This window comes from Caldicellulosiruptor sp. DIB 104C (genome assembly GCF_028198085.1).
GTDB classification, from domain to species: domain Bacteria; phylum Bacillota; class Thermoanaerobacteria; order Caldicellulosiruptorales; family Caldicellulosiruptoraceae; genus Caldicellulosiruptor; species Caldicellulosiruptor saccharolyticus.
The window spans coordinates 493,534-511,521 of sequence record NZ_CP116337.1 but is presented as its reverse complement, the minus strand read 5'-3'; the positions used below and the strand labels follow the sequence as shown (position 1 = coordinate 511,521).

18 protein-coding genes are annotated in these 17,988 nt (G+C 36.6%); 2 read left to right on the top strand and 16 right to left on the bottom strand.

Going from position 1 to position 17,988, the window contains the following annotated elements:
• Positions 1-42: 42 nt before the first annotated feature.
• The gene (locus PGC14_RS02365; protein ID WP_271629426.1) at positions 43-1,170 is read left to right on the top strand and encodes a glycosyltransferase; all 1,128 of its coding nucleotides are present in this window, start codon (positions 43-45) and stop codon (positions 1,168-1,170) included.
• A 71-nt stretch (positions 1,171-1,241) separates the two neighbouring features.
• On the opposite strand, the gene PGC14_RS02360 is transcribed toward PGC14_RS02365, so the two are convergent.
• The 4 genes from PGC14_RS02360 to rplM form a co-directional block, all read right to left on the bottom strand.
• Positions 1,242-1,577: a P-II family nitrogen regulator gene (locus PGC14_RS02360; RefSeq protein WP_011916882.1), complete on the bottom strand. Its 336-nt coding sequence runs from the start codon at positions 1,575-1,577 to the stop codon at positions 1,242-1,244.
• Between the two features lie 18 nt (positions 1,578-1,595).
• A complete protein-coding gene (locus PGC14_RS02355; protein WP_271629425.1) occupies positions 1,596-2,816 on the bottom strand; it encodes an ammonium transporter in 1,221 nt (406 codons plus the stop codon).
• Between the two features lie 202 nt (positions 2,817-3,018).
• Entirely contained in the window at positions 3,019-3,411 is a 393-nt protein-coding gene (gene rpsI, locus PGC14_RS02350) for a 30S ribosomal protein S9 (RefSeq protein ID WP_045165221.1), read from the bottom strand.
• A gap of 21 nt (positions 3,412-3,432) precedes the next feature.
• The gene (gene rplM / locus PGC14_RS02345) at positions 3,433-3,861 is read right to left on the bottom strand and encodes a 50S ribosomal protein L13 (RefSeq protein WP_011916879.1); all 429 of its coding nucleotides are present in this window, start codon (positions 3,859-3,861) and stop codon (positions 3,433-3,435) included.
• A 253-nt stretch (positions 3,862-4,114) separates the two neighbouring features.
• Between rplM and PGC14_RS02340 the strand changes: the two genes are divergently transcribed.
• A complete protein-coding gene (locus PGC14_RS02340; RefSeq protein ID WP_271629424.1) occupies positions 4,115-5,248 on the top strand; it encodes a glycerate kinase in 1,134 nt (377 codons plus the stop codon).
• 65 nt (positions 5,249-5,313) lie between these two features.
• Here the strand turns inward: PGC14_RS02340 and PGC14_RS02335 are convergent, their stop codons facing one another.
• From PGC14_RS02335 to PGC14_RS02280, 12 genes are all read right to left on the bottom strand, one after another.
• Positions 5,314-6,774, bottom strand: coding sequence for an alpha-L-fucosidase (locus tag PGC14_RS02335; protein WP_271629423.1), 1,461 nt, complete (start codon positions 6,772-6,774; stop codon positions 5,314-5,316).
• A gap of 24 nt (positions 6,775-6,798) precedes the next feature.
• On the bottom strand, positions 6,799-8,613 hold the full coding sequence (locus tag PGC14_RS02330; protein ID WP_271629422.1) for an L-fucose isomerase: 1,815 nt from the start codon (positions 8,611-8,613) through the stop codon (positions 6,799-6,801).
• A gap of 423 nt (positions 8,614-9,036) precedes the next feature.
• On the bottom strand, positions 9,037-10,053 hold the full coding sequence (locus tag PGC14_RS02325) for a LacI family DNA-binding transcriptional regulator (protein ID WP_271629421.1): 1,017 nt from the start codon (positions 10,051-10,053) through the stop codon (positions 9,037-9,039).
• Between the two features lie 263 nt (positions 10,054-10,316).
• Entirely contained in the window at positions 10,317-10,592 is a 276-nt protein-coding gene (gene rpsR / locus PGC14_RS02320; RefSeq protein WP_011916874.1) for a 30S ribosomal protein S18, read from the bottom strand.
• Between the two features lie 35 nt (positions 10,593-10,627).
• Positions 10,628-11,110 carry a single-stranded DNA-binding protein gene (locus tag PGC14_RS02315; RefSeq protein WP_039765209.1) on the bottom strand — a complete coding sequence of 161 codons (483 nt, stop codon included), beginning with the start codon at positions 11,108-11,110 and terminating at the stop codon, positions 10,628-10,630.
• A gap of 15 nt (positions 11,111-11,125) precedes the next feature.
• Entirely contained in the window at positions 11,126-11,416 is a 291-nt protein-coding gene (gene rpsF, locus PGC14_RS02310; protein ID WP_039765206.1) for a 30S ribosomal protein S6, read from the bottom strand.
• A gap of 130 nt (positions 11,417-11,546) precedes the next feature.
• Positions 11,547-12,677 carry an aldo/keto reductase gene (locus tag PGC14_RS02305; RefSeq protein ID WP_271629420.1) on the bottom strand — a complete coding sequence of 377 codons (1,131 nt, stop codon included), beginning with the start codon at positions 12,675-12,677 and terminating at the stop codon, positions 11,547-11,549.
• Positions 12,678-12,788: 111 nt separating this feature from the next.
• Complete coding sequence (leuB, locus tag PGC14_RS02300; protein ID WP_039765201.1) at positions 12,789-13,856, bottom strand: 3-isopropylmalate dehydrogenase; 1,068 nt, start codon at positions 13,854-13,856, stop codon at positions 12,789-12,791.
• Positions 13,828-14,349 (bottom strand): 3-isopropylmalate dehydratase small subunit, encoded by a 522-nt coding sequence (leuD, locus tag PGC14_RS02295; RefSeq protein ID WP_011916869.1) that lies wholly within the window; start codon positions 14,347-14,349, stop codon positions 13,828-13,830. Before leuD ends, leuB begins: the two co-directional genes overlap by 29 nt.
• Complete coding sequence (gene leuC / locus PGC14_RS02290; protein ID WP_011916868.1) at positions 14,350-15,639, bottom strand: 3-isopropylmalate dehydratase large subunit; 1,290 nt, start codon at positions 15,637-15,639, stop codon at positions 14,350-14,352.
• Positions 15,640-15,728: 89 nt separating this feature from the next.
• Positions 15,729-16,769: a response regulator gene (locus PGC14_RS02285; RefSeq protein WP_011916867.1), complete on the bottom strand. Its 1,041-nt coding sequence runs from the start codon at positions 16,767-16,769 to the stop codon at positions 15,729-15,731.
• A 24-nt stretch (positions 16,770-16,793) separates the two neighbouring features.
• Positions 16,794-17,978, bottom strand: coding sequence for an HDOD domain-containing protein (locus PGC14_RS02280; RefSeq protein WP_011916866.1), 1,185 nt, complete (start codon positions 17,976-17,978; stop codon positions 16,794-16,796).
• Positions 17,979-17,988 lie beyond the last annotated feature (10 nt).

Here is a 17,988-nt window from a genome sequence, read left to right as displayed (position 1 = left end):
ATTGATGGGTATGGTAAAAATGAGGAGGTTTGTTTTTAGAAAATGAAGGTCTTGCATTTAATAAGCGGTGGGGATACTGGGGGCGCAAAAACACATATTATAAATCTCTGTTCAAAATTGAAAAATCTGGTTAAACTAAAAATAATTTGCTTTATGTATGGACCGTTTTATGATGAGGTAAAAAACGCCTCAATTGACATAGATGTTATACCGCAGCGTTCACGATTTGATTTGAGTGTTGTTGACAAGCTTTATCATCTTATAGAAGAGGAAGGATATGATATAATTCACTGCCATGGGGCGAGGGCAAACTTTATCGGAATGTTTCTCAAAAGGAAGGTCAAAAACATACCTTTTATAACAACAATACATAGTGACTTTGACTTGGATTTTCAGGACGTGTTTTATAAAAGGATTATTTTTTCGTACTTGAACAAGGTCTCACTAAAAAGGTTTGACTATTTTATTTCTGTTGGATCTGCCTTAATCAGCAAGATTAAAAGTTTAGGAATAGATGAAGAAAGAATCTTTCTTTTATATAACGGATTTGACTTTGCCAAAGAGATAAGTTTTGAAGAAAAAGATACGTTTTTGACAAGATACATCGACAAATCCCTGTATCAATCTAAAACAATTGTGGGAAACTTAAGTAGGTTATACAAAGTAAAGGGATTGGACGTTTTTATCAAAGCTGCACACTTGGTAGTAAAAAACAATCCTGATGTAATATTCTTAATTGGCGGTAGCGGACCTCAAAAAGAGTTTCTTGAAGATATGATAAATAAGTTTAAATTAAACAACAAGGTTTTTTTGCTTGGGAATATAAAAAATCCATATGATTTTTTCAATGCAATAGATATAAATGTAATTAGTTCATATTCAGAGACATTCCCATACTCAATCTTAGAGGCAACAGCTCTCGAAAAATGCTGTATCTCAAGTAGAGTAGGTTCTGTCCCTGACTTGATTGAAGATGGTGAAAATGGCTTTTTGTTCGAGGTAGGAGATTATAAAGAACTTTCTAAAAAAATAGAAACTCTTTTAAATAACAAAGAACTTATTACAACTTTTGGCAAAAGACTTTCTCAAAAAGCAAAAGAAAAGTTTTCTGCTGAGAACATGGCAAAAACGCAATTTGAGATTTACAAAAAGATTATACAAAAAATTTAAAGGGCTACCTTTGCAAAAAAATTTTTTATCAGAGAGGTAGCCCTTTTGATTTTTGGTGTTTTTAAAAACCTCTAAATCCTTACATTTCTTTCTTTGCTGCTAATTCTGATAACCTCACTTACCTCTGAGACAAATATCTTACCATCACCTGGGTTGCCAGTTGAGCAGCACTCCAGAATAATGTCAATAACCTTTTCAAACTTCTCATCGCTTACAACAATCATCACAAGAACTTTCGGAAGAAGATCAACGGTATAGCTTCCAGCTCTCCACTGCAGGGTAATACCACGCTGTATACCTCTTCCTTTTACTCTCATAACTGTCATGCCATAGATTCCTTCTTTTTCTAAGCACTCCTTGAGGTCATTGAGTTTTTCTTCCCTGATAATAGCTTCAATCTTTTTCATTTCAAAACACCCCCAAAATTAAATTCCGCCATAAGCTTCTTCGCCATGCTGGGATATGTCAAGACCAACTGTCTCCTCTTCATATGTCACAGCAAGCCCAACTGTCTTGTCAAGAATTTTCGCTATTATAAATGTAATTACAAATGAAAAAGCCCACACAACAGCTACAGAAAGTATCTGTACCACAAATAACTGAAAGTTTCCAAATATCAAACCATCATTTCCGCCAGGGTTTACCGCCTTGCTTGCAAATATGCCTGTCGCAAGCGCCCCCCAAGTTCCACCCATGCCATGGCATGCCCATACATCCAAAGTCTCATCAAGCTTTAATCTTTCGCGAAGTCTTATAAAGTAGAATGAGATTACAGATGCAACTGCACCTATTACAATTGCTGAAAGAGCATTTACATAACCTGATGCAGGTGTTATTGCAACAAGTCCAACAATCGCACCTGTTGCAATTCCAATTGCACTTGGTTTTTTGTAAAGCCAGCTTATAATCATCCAGGAAACTGCTGCAGAAGCAGCAGCTACATTTGTTACAACAAATGCATTGACACCAATCTCGTTTGCAGCAAGGCTGCTACCACCATTGAACCCAAACCATCCAAACCAGAGCAAAAACGCCCCAAGTAATGTAAGTGGCACATTATTTGGTTCCATCTGAACTTTACCAAAATCTTTCCTGGGTCTTAGTACAAGTGATAGTCCTAAAGCTGACACACCAGCAGTAATATGCACAACAGTGCCGCCTGCAAAATCCAAAGCGCCCAAGTTTTTGAGCCATCCACCTTTTGCCCACACCCAGTGTGCAACAGGGTTGTAGACAAACAGAGCCCATAGTAATGTAAAGAGTATATAGCTGCTAAATTTGATTCTTTCTACATATGCTCCCACAATCAGGGCTGGAGTAATAACAGCAAACATCATTTGAAATGCCATAAACAAAAGGTGTGGGATTGTGGCCGCATAGTCAGGATTTGGTTTATACCCCACATTCCTCAGCCCTGCCCAATCTAAGGTGCCAATCAAACCAAACCTGTCAGGGCCAAACGCCATGCTGTAGCCAACCAGTACCCATTCAATGCTAATTATCCCCAAAGTCAACGCTGACATGGTAATTGTTGAAAGAAGGTTTTTTCTTCTGACCATACCACCGTAAAAAAGACCTACCGCTGGTGTCATCAGCATAACCAGAGCTGTTGAAATGAGTACCCATACAATATCAGCATAATTCATCCAAAACACCCCCAAATTTTATTTTGAAAGTCTATATCCGCCTAAAATGCAAAATGGGGACATACCATTTCTGGTATGCCCCCATTGGCAACTACAATTTTATTATATCCAGCTTTTGAGATGATGTCAATAGGTGAAATTTTAAATTGGTGAAATTGCAAAAATAAAAGCTCCTTTTTGGAAAAGGAGCTGCAAAAACTTTTTATCTTTTTGAAAACTGGGGTGCTCTTCTTGCTTTCTTGAGACCGTATTTCTTCCTCTCCACCATACGTGGGTCTCTTGTGAGAAATCCTGCTTTTTTCAAAACAGGTCTTAGGGTTGGGTCTGCAAGCACTAAAGCTCTTGCAATACCATGCCTTACAGCACCTGCTTGACCAGAAAGACCGCCACCTTTAACCTTTGCAATTACATCATATTTGTTGAGTGTTTCAGTAAGTGTCAATGGCTGCTTTACAATAATTCTCAATGTCTCAAGAGGAAAATACTCTTCCATGTTCTTATCGTTCACAATAATCTTACCATTTCCAGGTGAAAGCCAAACCTTAGCAACAGAAGTTTTCCTTCTACCAGTTGCATAGTATTTTATCTGTGCCACTTTCATATCCTCCCCTTAAAACTAAATTTCCAGCACTTCTGGCTTTTGTGCAGCATGTGGATGATTTGGTCCTCTGTAAACTTTGAGCTTTCTCATAAACCTATCTCTCAGCCTATTTTTAGGAAGCATTCCGCGCACTGCAATCTCAATTGCCTTTTCTGGATGCTTTTCAAGAAGTCTGCGATATGGTATGAATTTAAGTCCACCTGGATACTTTGTATGATATCTGTATCCATCCTTGTCAAGCTTTTTACCTGTTAAAACAACCTTCTCAGCATTTACCACAATTACATAGTCTCCAGTGTCAACATTAGGTGTAAACTGGGGTTTATGTTTTCCTCTCAAAATCACAGCAATTTTAGCTGCAAGCCTTCCAAGCGGTTTTCCTGTTGCATCTATCACATACCACTTCTTTGGAACTTCATTTGGCTTTGCAAGGTATGTCTTCATCGCTCTCGTTTTCACTCCTTTTGAAATTTTGTTTTCTGAAAATCTATGTTATCAACTCATACTCGGGGCCTTATTTTAAAACATTAAATATTCTAATACATTATATTGTTAATGTCAATTGCTTGGATAACGATTTTAATAAGCATAAGTAAATACTTTTATTTTAAAAATGCAAGGTATTTGACAAGAATTTTGGTAAAATATAAATGTAAACTTCGCATTGGTAAGATTGACAAGAAAGGAGGAAATGTTATTGAAATATTTGGTTGCACCGGATAAATATAAAGGGTCGTTTGACGCTTCAGTTGCATCTGAGATAATAAAAGAAGCTATTATTGAGGTTGACAAAAGCGCAGAAGTTTTCCAGCTTCCGCTTGCCGACGGTGGAGAAGGAACTCTGACAGCTCTGTCTAAAATCTTCGGTGCCAAAATAGAAGAGGTTGAGGTAAGTGACCCTCTTTTTAGGAAGATAAAAAGCAGGATAGGATTTTTTGAAGACAAAGCAATTATTGAAATGGCAGAATGTTCAGGACTTCTTCTTTTAAAAGATGTAGAAAGAAATCCCTTTTACACAACAACATACGGTGTTGGTGAGCTCATTAAATACGCAATTTCAAAGAAAGTGAAAGAAATCATCATTGGCATTGGTGGGTCTGCAACAAATGATGCAGGAGTTGGGATGCTAAATAGCCTTGGTATGAAATTTCTGGACGAAAATGGAGAAGAGTTAAAACCAATTGGGCAAAACTTGGTAAAAATAAAAAAGATTGATGATTCAGAATTTTTGAAAGATGCTCTCAAGATAAAATTCACAGTTTTGTGTGATGTGACAAATCCGCTTTATGGAGAAAACGGTGCAGCGTATGTGTTTGCACCTCAAAAAGGGGCAGACGAAAATGCTGTAAAGCTTCTTGATATGGGACTTAGGAATTTTGCAAATGTTGCCAAAGAGTATCTCGGAAAAGATTTATCGCTTTCAAGCGGAGCTGGTGCTGCAGGGGGATTAGGATTTGCACTTTTGGCTTTTTTGAACGCTCAATACGTATCAGGAATAGATTATATACTCAGCGCTTCAAATGCAGAAGAACATGTCAAATGGGCAGACATTATTATCACAGGTGAAGGAAGATTTGACAGGCAAAGCTTATCTGGAAAATCTACAATTGGAATTGCAAGACTTGGGGCAAAGTTCAGCAAGATGGTAATTGTTATTTCAGGGTCTATTGATTGTCCTTTTGAAGAATATTCAAAAGAAGGCATAACTTCAATTTTCTCTATCGTTGATATGGCATCATCGCTTGACAGATGTCTCAAAGAAGCACCACGGCTTTTGAAAGAAACTACAAAGAGTATTGTGAATTTGATTTTAAGATCAAAAAATCTTTAAAAAGCAGATAAAACCATCAGGGCTATTCCGCCTTTTTTTGGAATAGCCCTGAAAAAGGAAAGTTTTTACTTTATGCAAAAACAGTGTGGATACCCTGTGCTGCAGTACTTTTCTGGCAATTTGATTATCAGTGCGTTATCGAGCTGTTCAAATTCAAGCTTATCTTCAAAACCCAAAAGTTTTACCTCTTTGACAGAGATACCGCTTGACAGTCCCAAACTTTTGATGATTGCTCTGTTATCTTCTGGCCATTTCATTTGAAAAGCAAAAATTTTCCCTTCTTTTTGTGTAAATCTAAAATCTTCTTTTGTCCACTCGAGTTTTTTCTCCTGGAAAGCTCCACCTTGACCTTTTGTCGGACCTTCTCCATATCTTATCCATGGACGTGTTGCATATATGGCTTCTGCATTTACTTTCATCCATTTTGCAATCTCATCAAGAATATAAAGACACTCATCATCCAATGTGCCATCTGGTTTTTGTGGAATGTTTAAAAGAAGGTTTCCACCTTTGCTGACAATATCAACAAGCATTTCAATTACCTGTTGCGGGGTTTTATATACAGCTCTTACATCATAAAACCAACCACCTACACATGTATCTGTTTGCCATGGATGAGGTAGAATATCTTCGGCTGCTCCACGTTCAATGTCCAAAACACCAATTTTATACACATCCGGATTTGTGTCTTTTTGAGTGTACACTGCTTGATTTATACCACTGTGATTCTTGGCACTTGTATTGTAAAGATGCGCAACTATACTCAACCCAATCTCACCAAATGGAACACCACCATCTGAATACAAAAAGTCTGGTTCATACTGGTCGATTAAATCTTTTATTCTTAAAAACCATTTCATATGCCACTGTGCACTTTGCGAGTACCAATTGACAATCTTTCCATGCTGTTTTTCTAACTCATACTCGTCCCTATTTGGGTGATAAAAATCCTCATAGGCAGGGTCATTTCCATCATATGGAACACCCTTATATGGTCCTCTTGAATCACATCCTTTGCTTGGTGCAAACCATGAAAAGCTTGCTGCTAAATGTTCTGATACACCAAACGGAAGACCTCTTTCCCTTGCAGCCTTTGCCCACATCCCAACAATATCTTTTTTGGGACCCATATTTACTGCATTCCACCTATGGTATCGGGAATTCCAGTTATCAAAGTTATCGTGGTGAACAGCCTGAGCAACAAAATATTTTGCCCCTGCTTTTATATACAGATCAATTAATTCCTCTGGATTAAACTTTTCGGCCTTCCACATCTGAACAATGTCTTTGTAACCAACCTTTGAAGGATGCCCATACTTTCGCCAATGGTAGTAATACTGTGGCTCTCCTTCTCTATAAATATTGCGTGCATACCAGTCACCATACATAGGAACCGATTGAGGCCCCCAGTGCGCCCAAATACCAAACTTGGCATCTAAAAACCATTGAGGACATTTGAACTGCCTTAAAGATTCCCATGTTGGTGAGAATGGACCTTGTTGGATGGTTTTTAAATACTCCTCCATGTATAAGACCTCCTTGTGTACAAATTATTTCTTATAAAGTGGCCCAAAATTTTTGCATGCTCTAAAATCTGCACCTTCTAAGTCATCTGTTCCAAACGCACTCCAAGCACTTGGTCTGAAGATTCTCTCTTCTTCTACATTATGCATGCACACTGGAATCCTTAACATAGATGCCAATGTGATAAACAAATCACCTACATGTCCATAGGTTATTGCACAGTGATTTGCTCCCCAGTTTTCCATCACAGAGTATACGCTCTTAAACGCTCCCTTGCCAGTTAGTTTTGGAACAAACCATGTGGTTGGCCATGTTGGGTCTGTTCTTCTATCAAGGATCTCATGAACATTTGCAGGAAGTTCTACTGTCCAGCCTTCTGCAATCTGAAGAACAGGTCCCAACCCTTTAATAATATTTAATCTTGAGATTGTAACAGGCATACCACCCCTTGTCACAAATTTTGTTGAAAATCCGCCACCTCTAAAATAGCCCAAATTTGCATAACAGAATCTTGTTGCTTCTAAACACTTTCTAACTTCTTCTTCAGTGATTTCCCAGAAAGGTTTTATAGCAGGCTTGCCGTCAATCTCTTGCTGACCTGTTCCGTCCAGTGCTGCTGAACCTGAATTTATAAGATGAATAACCCCATTTTGAGCAAGTCCTTCTGGTTTCCATCCAGTGACTCTATAAATAGCACCTTCGCTCCAATATGTTCGAACGTCTGCAAAAATTTGAGCCGTATTTGTAAGAAGATGCCCAAATAACATACATACACCATTTAAGCTATCATTTTCAGTTGCAAGTATGTAGGGCTGTCTTAGTCCATTCCAGTCAAATGAGGAGTTGAGAATTGTTTCCATAAAGTCACCGTTTGGGAAATGATCTGTCCACTGCCGCTGTCCTTGAAATCCTGCTAAAATTGCATTATGTCCAAGTGCTTCTTCGGGATAACCTAATGCTTCAAGCTTTTTGTTACCAATCATTAAATCTCTTGTTATTATAGCCATCTTGACCACAAATTCCCATACCTCATCCTTCTTTTTTCTGTCAACTCTTTTCTCTGGTGGATTAGGATCTTCTCCTTCCTTACAATTATTCCTCACCCACTGTATTGCCCTTTCAAATTCTTCTTGGTCGTATATTTTTTCTTCTATTCGCCTTATTATCTCTGACATGTCAACATACTCAACTCTCATCCCAAGATAATCCTCAAAAAAGTCAGGGTCAACAATAGAACCTGCGATTCCCATCGATACGTTTCCAATTGAAAGATAGGACTTATTTTTCATTATAGAAACTGCTAAAGCACTTTTTACAAACTTTAAAATCTTTTCTTGGACATCTTGAGGAATTGAAAAATCATCTTTGTCTTGAACATCCTTTCCATATATCTTAAAGACAGGTAACCCTTTTTGATTGTGAGCGGCCGACACTGCAGCAAGATATACAGCACCCGGTCTTTCTGTACCATTAAATCCCCATACAGCTTTTGGAATATCCAGTGTCATCTCCATTGTTTCTGAACCATAACACCAGCAAGGCGTGACTGTTATAGAAAGGCCAACTCCCTCTTTTTTGAAAAGTTCATCTGCCATTCTTGCCTCAACAACACCACCAATACACCGAGGAGGGAGTACACACTTTACCTTCTCGCCATTTGGCAAATAAACATTCTTTTCAATAAATTCTGCTACCGATTTTGCTAATCTCCATGTCTGCTCTTCTAAAGACTCTCTTACTCCACCATATCTTCCATCTATAGTTGGTCTTATACCCACCTTGGGGTAATCTTCAACAAATCTTTTTTCACCTATGAAAACATTCAATCTTTCATTTGACATTTTTGCTATTTCTCCTTTCTTTCAGTTTTTGAGATGCAAAACTACATTGGTGAAATGGAATGAAAGTATGTGAAACGTTTAGCTTTTGTTTTACAAAAATAATTATAACGCCATTTATTCTGTTTCTAGTATACACTCTTTTTCACAACTTGTCAATATATTTGCCTAATTTTTTCGCTATAAACTTTTACATAATTGTCCTTTAGTCACAATTGTATATCACATTTTTCTATTTACTCTAAAAATAGAGAGTCAATCATCATTAAAACTCTCTCACCATATGCTAAACGTTTCACATCGCACGACAAAATAAAAATTCTATTTTTGATTTTATTATATTCTTTGATACATTCCTTGTCAATAACAAATAATTTAAATAAAAAATAAGCTAAAAAACTTTAAATCATCTCAAAACCAATAAAATCAACATTTAATCTCTCTTATAGACTTTTTTATCAAAAGTTGTGCATCCAACTTTTTAAAGAGAGGGAAATCGCTTTTATCACCTTTTAGTCTCTTTAAAATAAGTTCAGCCGCAGCTTTGCCAATTTCCTCTGTTGGTTGTAGCACTAAAGATAGAGGTGGTTTTACCATTCTTGCTATTTCAATGCTGTCAAATCCAATAACAGAAAGTTCATCGGGAATTTTAACATCCTTTTCATTCATAGCAATTACACTTCCAACAGTCATATCGTAATTTGTAATAAATACTGCAGTGGGAGGGTTATCTTTCTCTAAAAGTTCCATCATCCTCTTAAATCCTGATTCCATACTGTGATAATCACTAAATTTTATATATCCTTCGTCTATTTCCACGTTATAATTCTTGTGTGCTTCAATGTAACCTCTCAGCCTTTCCTTTGCTGTATAAATATTTTGCGGGCCGCATATTATGCCAATTTTTCTATGTCCCATGGTGATAAGTTTTTCCACCGCTTTGTATGAAATTTCAAAATTGTTTACAACAATTGTATCACACTCATAATCTGGAATTGGCCTATCAATTGCTATTATTGGAATATCTCTTTTTACAATTTTTCTTATATCACAGCCCCTCAAAGAAGTGGGAACAACTACAAGAGCATCTACTCTTTTTTTATAAAGAAAATCAAATCTCTCCTTTTCCAATTTTTCGTCATCTTTATAGTCGCACACAACAACGCTATAGCCTGTTTCAAGCAAGATTGTTTCTAAGCTTGAAATAATAGTGCTGAAGAATTGCTCAAATACAGGGATAAGCACACCCACAGTCATAGTCTTGTTTGTCCTCAAGCCTCTTGCAATCTCATTCACTTCAAAATCCAAGGCTTTTATGGCTTCTTCAATCAATATTCTATTTTTTTCAAGCACATTTCCTCCATTTAAGTATTTTGAAATTGTTGCAATTGACAAGCCTGTGTAGCGAGCAATGTCTTTGATGGTGGCTGGAATTTTTATCACCCTCTTTTGGGTAACTATTTTGCTATTATTTTATCACTATAAAGTTTTTTAAATCAACAATTTTACAACATGTATAATAGTGTCAAGCAGAATGCTAAAAATAAATTTTGCTTTTTGAAAAACTATGCGAAAAACTTTTTGAGTAGCTTATTGATGTTTTAAATACAAAATTTATGTTACAAAAAGGTAGTTTATAATTTAGAAAACTGCACACAAAGCAAAAAGCCTCTATGCCATGTCTCAGGCATAGAGGCTTGTAGTATTTATTCAACTATAAACGGCAAAAGTGCCAAGATTCTTGCTCTTTTAATTGCCCTTGTTAGCTGTCTTTGATGTCTTGCACAGTTTCCTGTTGTTCTTCTTGGCATAATCTTGCCTCTTTCAGTGAGGAACTTTTTCAATCTATTTACATCCTTGTAGTCTATGTCATATATTCTTTCAACACAAAAAGAGCAAACTCTTTTCTTTTTCTTCTGTCTTGAGCTTACCTTTTCTACAGTCTGAGTAGTCTGGGTTTGGCTCTGATTTTGATTTGTCAACCAACTTCCCTCCTTTTTCAGTTTTTTACTTTTATTTAAAACGGCAAATCATCTTCTGGATTTTCGTCAAGATCCAGTTTCGAAGAGGTACCTATATCCTCCTCAAAGAAGTTTTCAAGTTCACTGTCAAGTATCTCTTCGTCTAAGTCTGGCAGGATATCTTCCTCTTTTACATCTGCCTCAGCCTCTGCTGGAACATCTTTGGGCTTTGGTTCTGCAAAGTATATCTCCTCTGCAATTACCTCTGTAATATAATGTCGACGATTTGATTCATCATCCCATGTTCTAAGCTGCAGTCTTCCTATTACAACTACCTGCCTACCTTTTTTCAAGTAATTCTTTGAAAACTCAGCAAGCCTGCTCCATGCAACAATAGGAATAAAATCTGCATCTTGGTCGTTTTCTCTTTTGAACCTTCTGCTGACTGCTAATGTAAAATTAGCAACGGGGGTATTGTTTGCGGTTAATCTAAATTCGGGGTCGCGTGTCAAGCGCCCCATTAAAATAACTTTATTCAAAAAAGCCGCCCCCTCTTACTTTTCGAGCTTTACAATCAAAAACCTGATAACCCCATCTGTAATTCTGTAAACCCTCTCAAGCTCGCGAGGGAAGTCAGGCTTGCTTATAAACTGCATAAGCACATAATATCCTTCTGCATGCTTGTTAATCTTGTATGCAAGCCTTCTTTTTCCCCACTCTTCTACTGTAAGAAGCTGCCCATTGCTTGAGATAAGGTTCTTGAACTTTTCGACAAGAGCTGCTCTTGCCTCATCGTCAAGTGTGGGGCTTATTATAAACACTGTTTCATACTTTCTTTCAACCACAAGCTTTCACCTCCCTTTTAGACTTAAAGGCCCCCAAATCACTTTTTGGGAGCAAGGGAAGAGGTAATTTTTCTTCCCACAACATGCAGTATTTTATCACAAAATGCACTTTAAAGTAAATAATCTATTTCTACTTTGAAAAATAAGCTGCAACTTCTTTCAAAAGCTTTCTAATTGGCAGATTTTGTGGACATTTTGTTTCACATACGCCACATTCTATGCAGTTTTCAGCTCTCTCTTTTTCCTTCTTTAAATAGTCATTCTTCATCTCTTCAAACATGTTATACATGCCAGCCTGATTGTAAATGCTAAAATTCCAAGGAATATCAACACCCTGTGGACATGGCATACAGTATTTGCACTCTGTACAGTTGACTTTTCTTAGATCATTGTACCTTTGCGCAACCTTTTCCACAAGCTCAAGTTCTTCGGCTGTAAGACACCCTATATCATATTTGCTTGCATATTCGATATTTTGCTTTACCTGTTCCAATGTGCTCATACCACTTAAAACAACTGATACTTCCTTCTGATTCCAAAGCCATGCCAAAGCCCACTCAACAGGTGTTCTTTTAACAGCTGCCTTATCCCAAAGCTTTTTAATCTCTTCCGGCGGCTCTTTTGCAAGCCTTCCACCCAAAAGAGGCTCCATAATGACAACTGCTAACCCCTTTGACGCAGCATACTTTAATCCTTCTTCACCCGCTTGATAGTTTCTGTTTAGAATATTATACTGAATCTGGCAGAATGTCCAGTTGTAGCTATCTACTATTTCTTTGAATGTGTTCAAATCATCATGGAATGAAAATCCTATATACTTTATCTTCCCTTCAGAGATCACTTTTTCAACCCATTTAAATATGTTAATACCTTTTAACTTTTTCCAATGGTCCTTGTTAAGAGCATGTAAAAGGTAAAAGTCAATGTAAGTTGTATCAAGTCTTTTTAGCTGCTCATCTAAAATCCTATCAGCATCATCAAAATTATTTACCTGCCAAACAGGAAGCTTTGTTGCAATCTTGACCTTTTCTCTATATCCCCCTTTCAAAGCTTTACCAACCACAACTTCACTGTTTCCTCCATGATACACATATGCTGTGTCAATGTAATTGATTCCATGGTCAATTGCATATTGTAGCATCTCAATTGCCTTTTCCTCATCAATCTTTGAATAGTCACTGTCTAAAATAGGAAGTCGCATTGCGCCAAAACCAAGAGCTGATACTTTGAAATCGGTCCTTCCAAAGGGCCTATAATTCATTTAAAAACCCCTCCCCAGTAACCGTTTATTTAGAGTGTGTGATGTTTATATTTTACCTTACCTTTTTGAAAATATAAATACAAAAAAGCTGCAGAAAATTTTCTGCAGCTTTTAGATATTTTCACATATGATTTTTCCCATCTGCTTTGTTCCAACAAGCTTACAATTTTCTGTGTAGACATCCTTTGTCCGATACCCTTCTTTGAGAGCAATCTTCACAGCATTCTCTATAGCCTTTGCAGCATCTTCCATGTCAAAGCTGTAACGCAGCATCATTGCAGCAGACAAAATTGTTGCGATTGGGTTTGCTAAATCTTGCCCTGCAATGTCTGGGGCAGTGCCATGAATTGGCTCGTAAAGTCCCACACTGCCCTCGCCAAGTGAAGCTGAGGCAAGCATCCCAATTGAACCTACAATCATTGATGCTTCATCTGACAAGATATCTCCAAACATATTAGAAGTAAGTATCACATCAAATTGTGATGGGTCTTTCACAAGCTGCATTGACGCATTGTCAACATACATGTGAGAAAGCTCCACATCCGGATAATCTTTTGCAACCTCTTCAACAGTTTCTCTCCAGAGCCTTGAAGACTCCAGGATGTTTGCCTTGTCAACAGAGGTTACTTTTTTCTTTCTCTTTCTGGCAGCTTCGAACGCAACCTTTGCAATTCTTCTAACTTCACTTTTTGAATACACCTCTGTGTCATAAGCTACTTCATCGCCATCTTTTACTTCTCTTCCTTTTGGACCAAAGTACATACCACCAATTAACTCTCTGACAACCAGAATATCAATGCCCTTGTCTACAATCTCTTTTTTGAGTGGGGATGAGTCTTTTAGCTCATCATACAGCACAGCAGGCCTCAGGTTTGCATAAACTTTTAGTCCCCCTCTGAGCTTCAAAAGAGCTTGTTCAGGTCTCAAATTTCCGGGAAGACCATCCCACTTTGGTCCACCAACAGCACCCAATAATGTTGCCTCACATTTTTTAACAAGTTCCAAATCTTCCTCTCTAATTGGTACACCATACTTGTCGATTGCACATCCGCCAGCGTCAATAAAAATGTACTCAAATTTAACCCCAAACTTTGAAGACACTTTGTCAAGAACAAGAAGTGCCTGCTCGATGACTTCAGGACCTATTCCATCACCAGGAATTACAGCTATCCCATGCATCTTTTTTCAACTCTCCTTTTACAAACTCTATAAGCCCGCCTGCTTTCATGATATTTTGCATAAACTCAGGAAATGGTTTTGCTTTAAATTCCTTGTTTTTTGTAAGGTTTTTTATAATACCTTTTACAAGGTCAACCTCAACCTCATCTCCAGCTTCTATACCATCTACTGCCTCTTCGCACTCAACAATTGGAAGGCCAATATTTATGGCATTCCTGTAAAATATCCTTGCAAAAGATTTAGCAATAACACATGAAACTCCACACGCTTTTATTGCAATTGGCGCATGCTCTCTTGACGAACCACAGCCAAAGTTTCTACCTGCAACCAAGATATCCCCTTTTTTGACCTTGTTCACAAATTCTTTATCCAAATCTTCCAAACAGTGTTTTGCAAGTTCAGCCGGGTCAGATGTGTTAAGATATCTTGCAGGAATAATAACGTCTGTATCAATGTTATCATAATACTTGTGAGCTTTCCCTTTAAAAATCATCTATTCTTCATCTCCTTTCATTCCAAGCTCTTCAGGTGATCCGATATAGCCAAGTACTGCTGATGCTGCTGCAATTGCAGGTGATGATAGATAAACTTCACTATTGGGGTGACCCATTCTGCCAACAAAGTTCCTGTTTGTTGTAGCTAAAGCTCTCTCGCCTTCTGCCAAAATTCCCATGTGTCCTCCAAGACAAGGCCCACATGTTGGAGTTGAAACAACACAACCTGCATCAATGAAGATTTCAATAAGCCCTTCTTTTAATGCCTGCTTATAGATATTCTGTGTTGCTGGGAAGATGATACAACGTAGACCCTTTTTGACCTTTCTACCTTTTAAAATCTTTGCTGCAATCCTCAAATCTTCAATTCTGCCATTTGTACAGGAGCCAATTACAACCTGGTCAATATAAATCTTTTCTGTTATCTCATCAATTGTCTTTGTGTTCTCAGGAAGATGTGGAAATGCAACTGTTGGCCTTATCTTTGAGATGTCAATCTCGTAAACTTCTGAATACTCTGCATCTTCATCTGCCTTGAAAATTTTATAAGGCTTTGTAGAGTGCTGTTTTACATACTCAATTGTCTTTTCATCAACCTCAAATATACCATTTTTTGCACCTGCTTCAATTGCCATGTTAGCAATTGTAAACCTGTCATCCATAGACAAAGATTTTAATCCCTCACCTGTATACTCCATTGATTTATAAAGTGCACCATCAACACCTATCATACCAATAATGTGAAGGATAATATCTTTGCCTGATGTCCAGCCAGTTTTTTTGCCGTAGAGGACAAACTTGATGGCTTCTGGAACTTTGAACCAGCACTTTCCTGTTGCCATTGCACATGCCATGTCAGTAGAACCAATTCCTGTTGAAAAAGCACCCAATGCCCCATATGTGCATGTATGAGAGTCTGCACCAATTACCAAATCACCCGGCACAACCAGGCCTTTTTCGGGCAAGAGTGCATGTTCAATACCCATCTCGCCAACTTCAAAATAATTTGTAATGTCATATTTTTTAGCAAATTCTCTCACCATTTTGCACTGCTGAGCAGACTTTATATCTTTATTAGGTGTGAAATGATCTGGAACTATTGTAATTTTGTCCTTGTCAAAAACCTTATCAACACCTATCTTTTCAAATTCTTTTATTGCCACAGGTGTTGTGACATCATTTCCTAAAACTAAGTCAACATTTGCAAATATCAAATCGCCTGGCTCAACATATTCTTTGCCTGCATGGTATGCCAAAATCTTTTGGGACATTGTCATCGGCTTTGACATTTATAATTATCACCCCTGCATTTAGTTTTTCTATAATTATAAACATTGCTTAAATCATTTTCATCATAAAAATTTGTTTTCTTTGCGTATTAATTAATGTTTTTTTCAACGTAGTCAAATGTACATTCGATTTGTATATCAATATTTTTCCCCTTTTGCGTATCAATTTTTAGAGTTCCTTTCAACACAGATGCAAAAGGAGTGAGAGAAAGCAAATATAAAAGTAGCTTTTCTTCTATTTTTGTTGGAATCGAAATTATTATAATTAATTTACTATCAATACAGTCAATGCTTATAACGGCAAAGGCATCTAAGTCAAATTGAATTATAACCATCATAATCTCAATTAAGGTAAATAGCAATACACCGTAAAATCCTTCAAAAGTGTATTCTTTGGTCTCATCTTTTACTTCTATTTTGATATTGCTATTTCCCTCAAATCTTTCTTCTATAGTTTTACTTAGATCTCTCACTAACTTCTCTACGTTAAACTTTATTGGATAGATTGGTAGCATCGAAATGTAATTTGAAATAGTTCTCTTCATATTCTCAAGCAAAAAGATAACAATATCTTTCTTTCTGTCCGCTTTTAAAAGCTGAATAATATATGAATCCTGGTAGGAAATAATATCCCTTAAAACGTCAAAGTTTTGCTTTAGCTCCTTAAATTTTTTTTCAGTAGCTCTCAAAACATTGACATACATCTCATTTCTTTTTTCAAGAGTTTTTGTCAGCTGCTCTTTCTCTTCTTGAATTACATAGTACTCTAATGCTTGATTTATGACTATTTTGAGTTCTTCTTCCACATTCCATGGCTTTGTGATAAATCTAAAGATTCCTGCTTGGTTGATAGCAGCCAAAACTTGAGGAAGCTGTGTAAATCCTGATAATACAACTCTAACTATCTTAGGATATTTTTGTTTTACAATTTTGAGTAGAGTAAGCCCATCCATTTCTGGCATTTTCATGTCAGCAACTATAACTTGAACATTTTCCTTTTCTAATATCTTCAATGCTTCATCCCCACTTTTTGCAAAAAGACACCTATATTCCTCATCTATCAAAGCCCTTTTTAAAGCACTCAATATGTTTTCTTCATCATCAACAAATAATACTGTGTATTTCTTCATTTTTCTCAATCTCCTGTTTTCAAATTATTCTTTTTTATAGTGATTATTTAAAAACCATGCTTTAATTTCCTCACAAATATATTCATCAAGATTTAAATATTTGATAGAGTAAAGTGGATACTCTTGCAAACTATGAATTCCTAAAATATCCCATGCGCAATAACATGCAATATTAACCGCACAAACCAACTCTTTGTGAATAATCCTCTCATCATAGGGCTGGTGATGAAAAAGAGCAGCTTCTACTACAGGATATGGTATATCCCACCAATTTAACAATACTGCTCCTAACTCCGGATGGGAAATGCCAAATAATTCAAGTTCAAATTTTTGATGATCAATTGGTCCCTTTTCTTCTTTTATGACAGAAAGATACTCTATGTATTTTTTAGGATATGTTTTAAGCAAAATCAATTGTCCAATTCCATGAAGTAAACCTGCAGAGGCGTAAGAGTCATGTACTCTTTTTTTCATAATATTATCATACAAGTAATAAAATACATTATTTGCGATATTAGCATGTTGCCATAACAATGATTTGGTACTTCCATCTTGTAAACACTCGAAAATAGTTGTATTCAAAATTATATTCCTAACATTTACTAACCCCAAACAGACTACAGCTTGTTTTACAGAGGCAGTTTTTAAATTGTAAAAAGCTGAATTGGCAACCTGTAATATTTTGGAGGAGATTGCAGGGTCTTCTTCAATAGCACTTATAATATTGTCTATACCTAATTCCTCTTCTATCGTCTTTGTAATTTTGAGATATAAGTTCTTCAATGTAGGAATATAATCAATGTTGTTTACTATTTCTAAGCATTTCTTAGCTTTCATTAAATCTTCTAACTCGAATATATTTTTAATTATTTGTTTAAGTCTTTCATTATCCCATGGTTTTAGAATATAAAGCTTTGCTATGTTTGTTTGAAGAGCCCTAAAAACGAGATTTTCGTCAGCATATCCACTTAAAATTATACGAATTGTACCTGGATATCTTTGTTTAACTATTTTTAGCAGTTCAAACCCAGAAACGCTTGGCATCCTCATGTCAGCTACTATTAAATTTATGTAATTTTCTTCCATAATTTTTAATGCTTCTTCAGCGTTCTGTGCAAAAAATAGTTCATAGTCCTCATCCAAAAATGCTCTATTAAGAGCCTTTAATATATTTATCTCATCATCAACGAACAGAATTGATTTTGACATGGCTTATCCC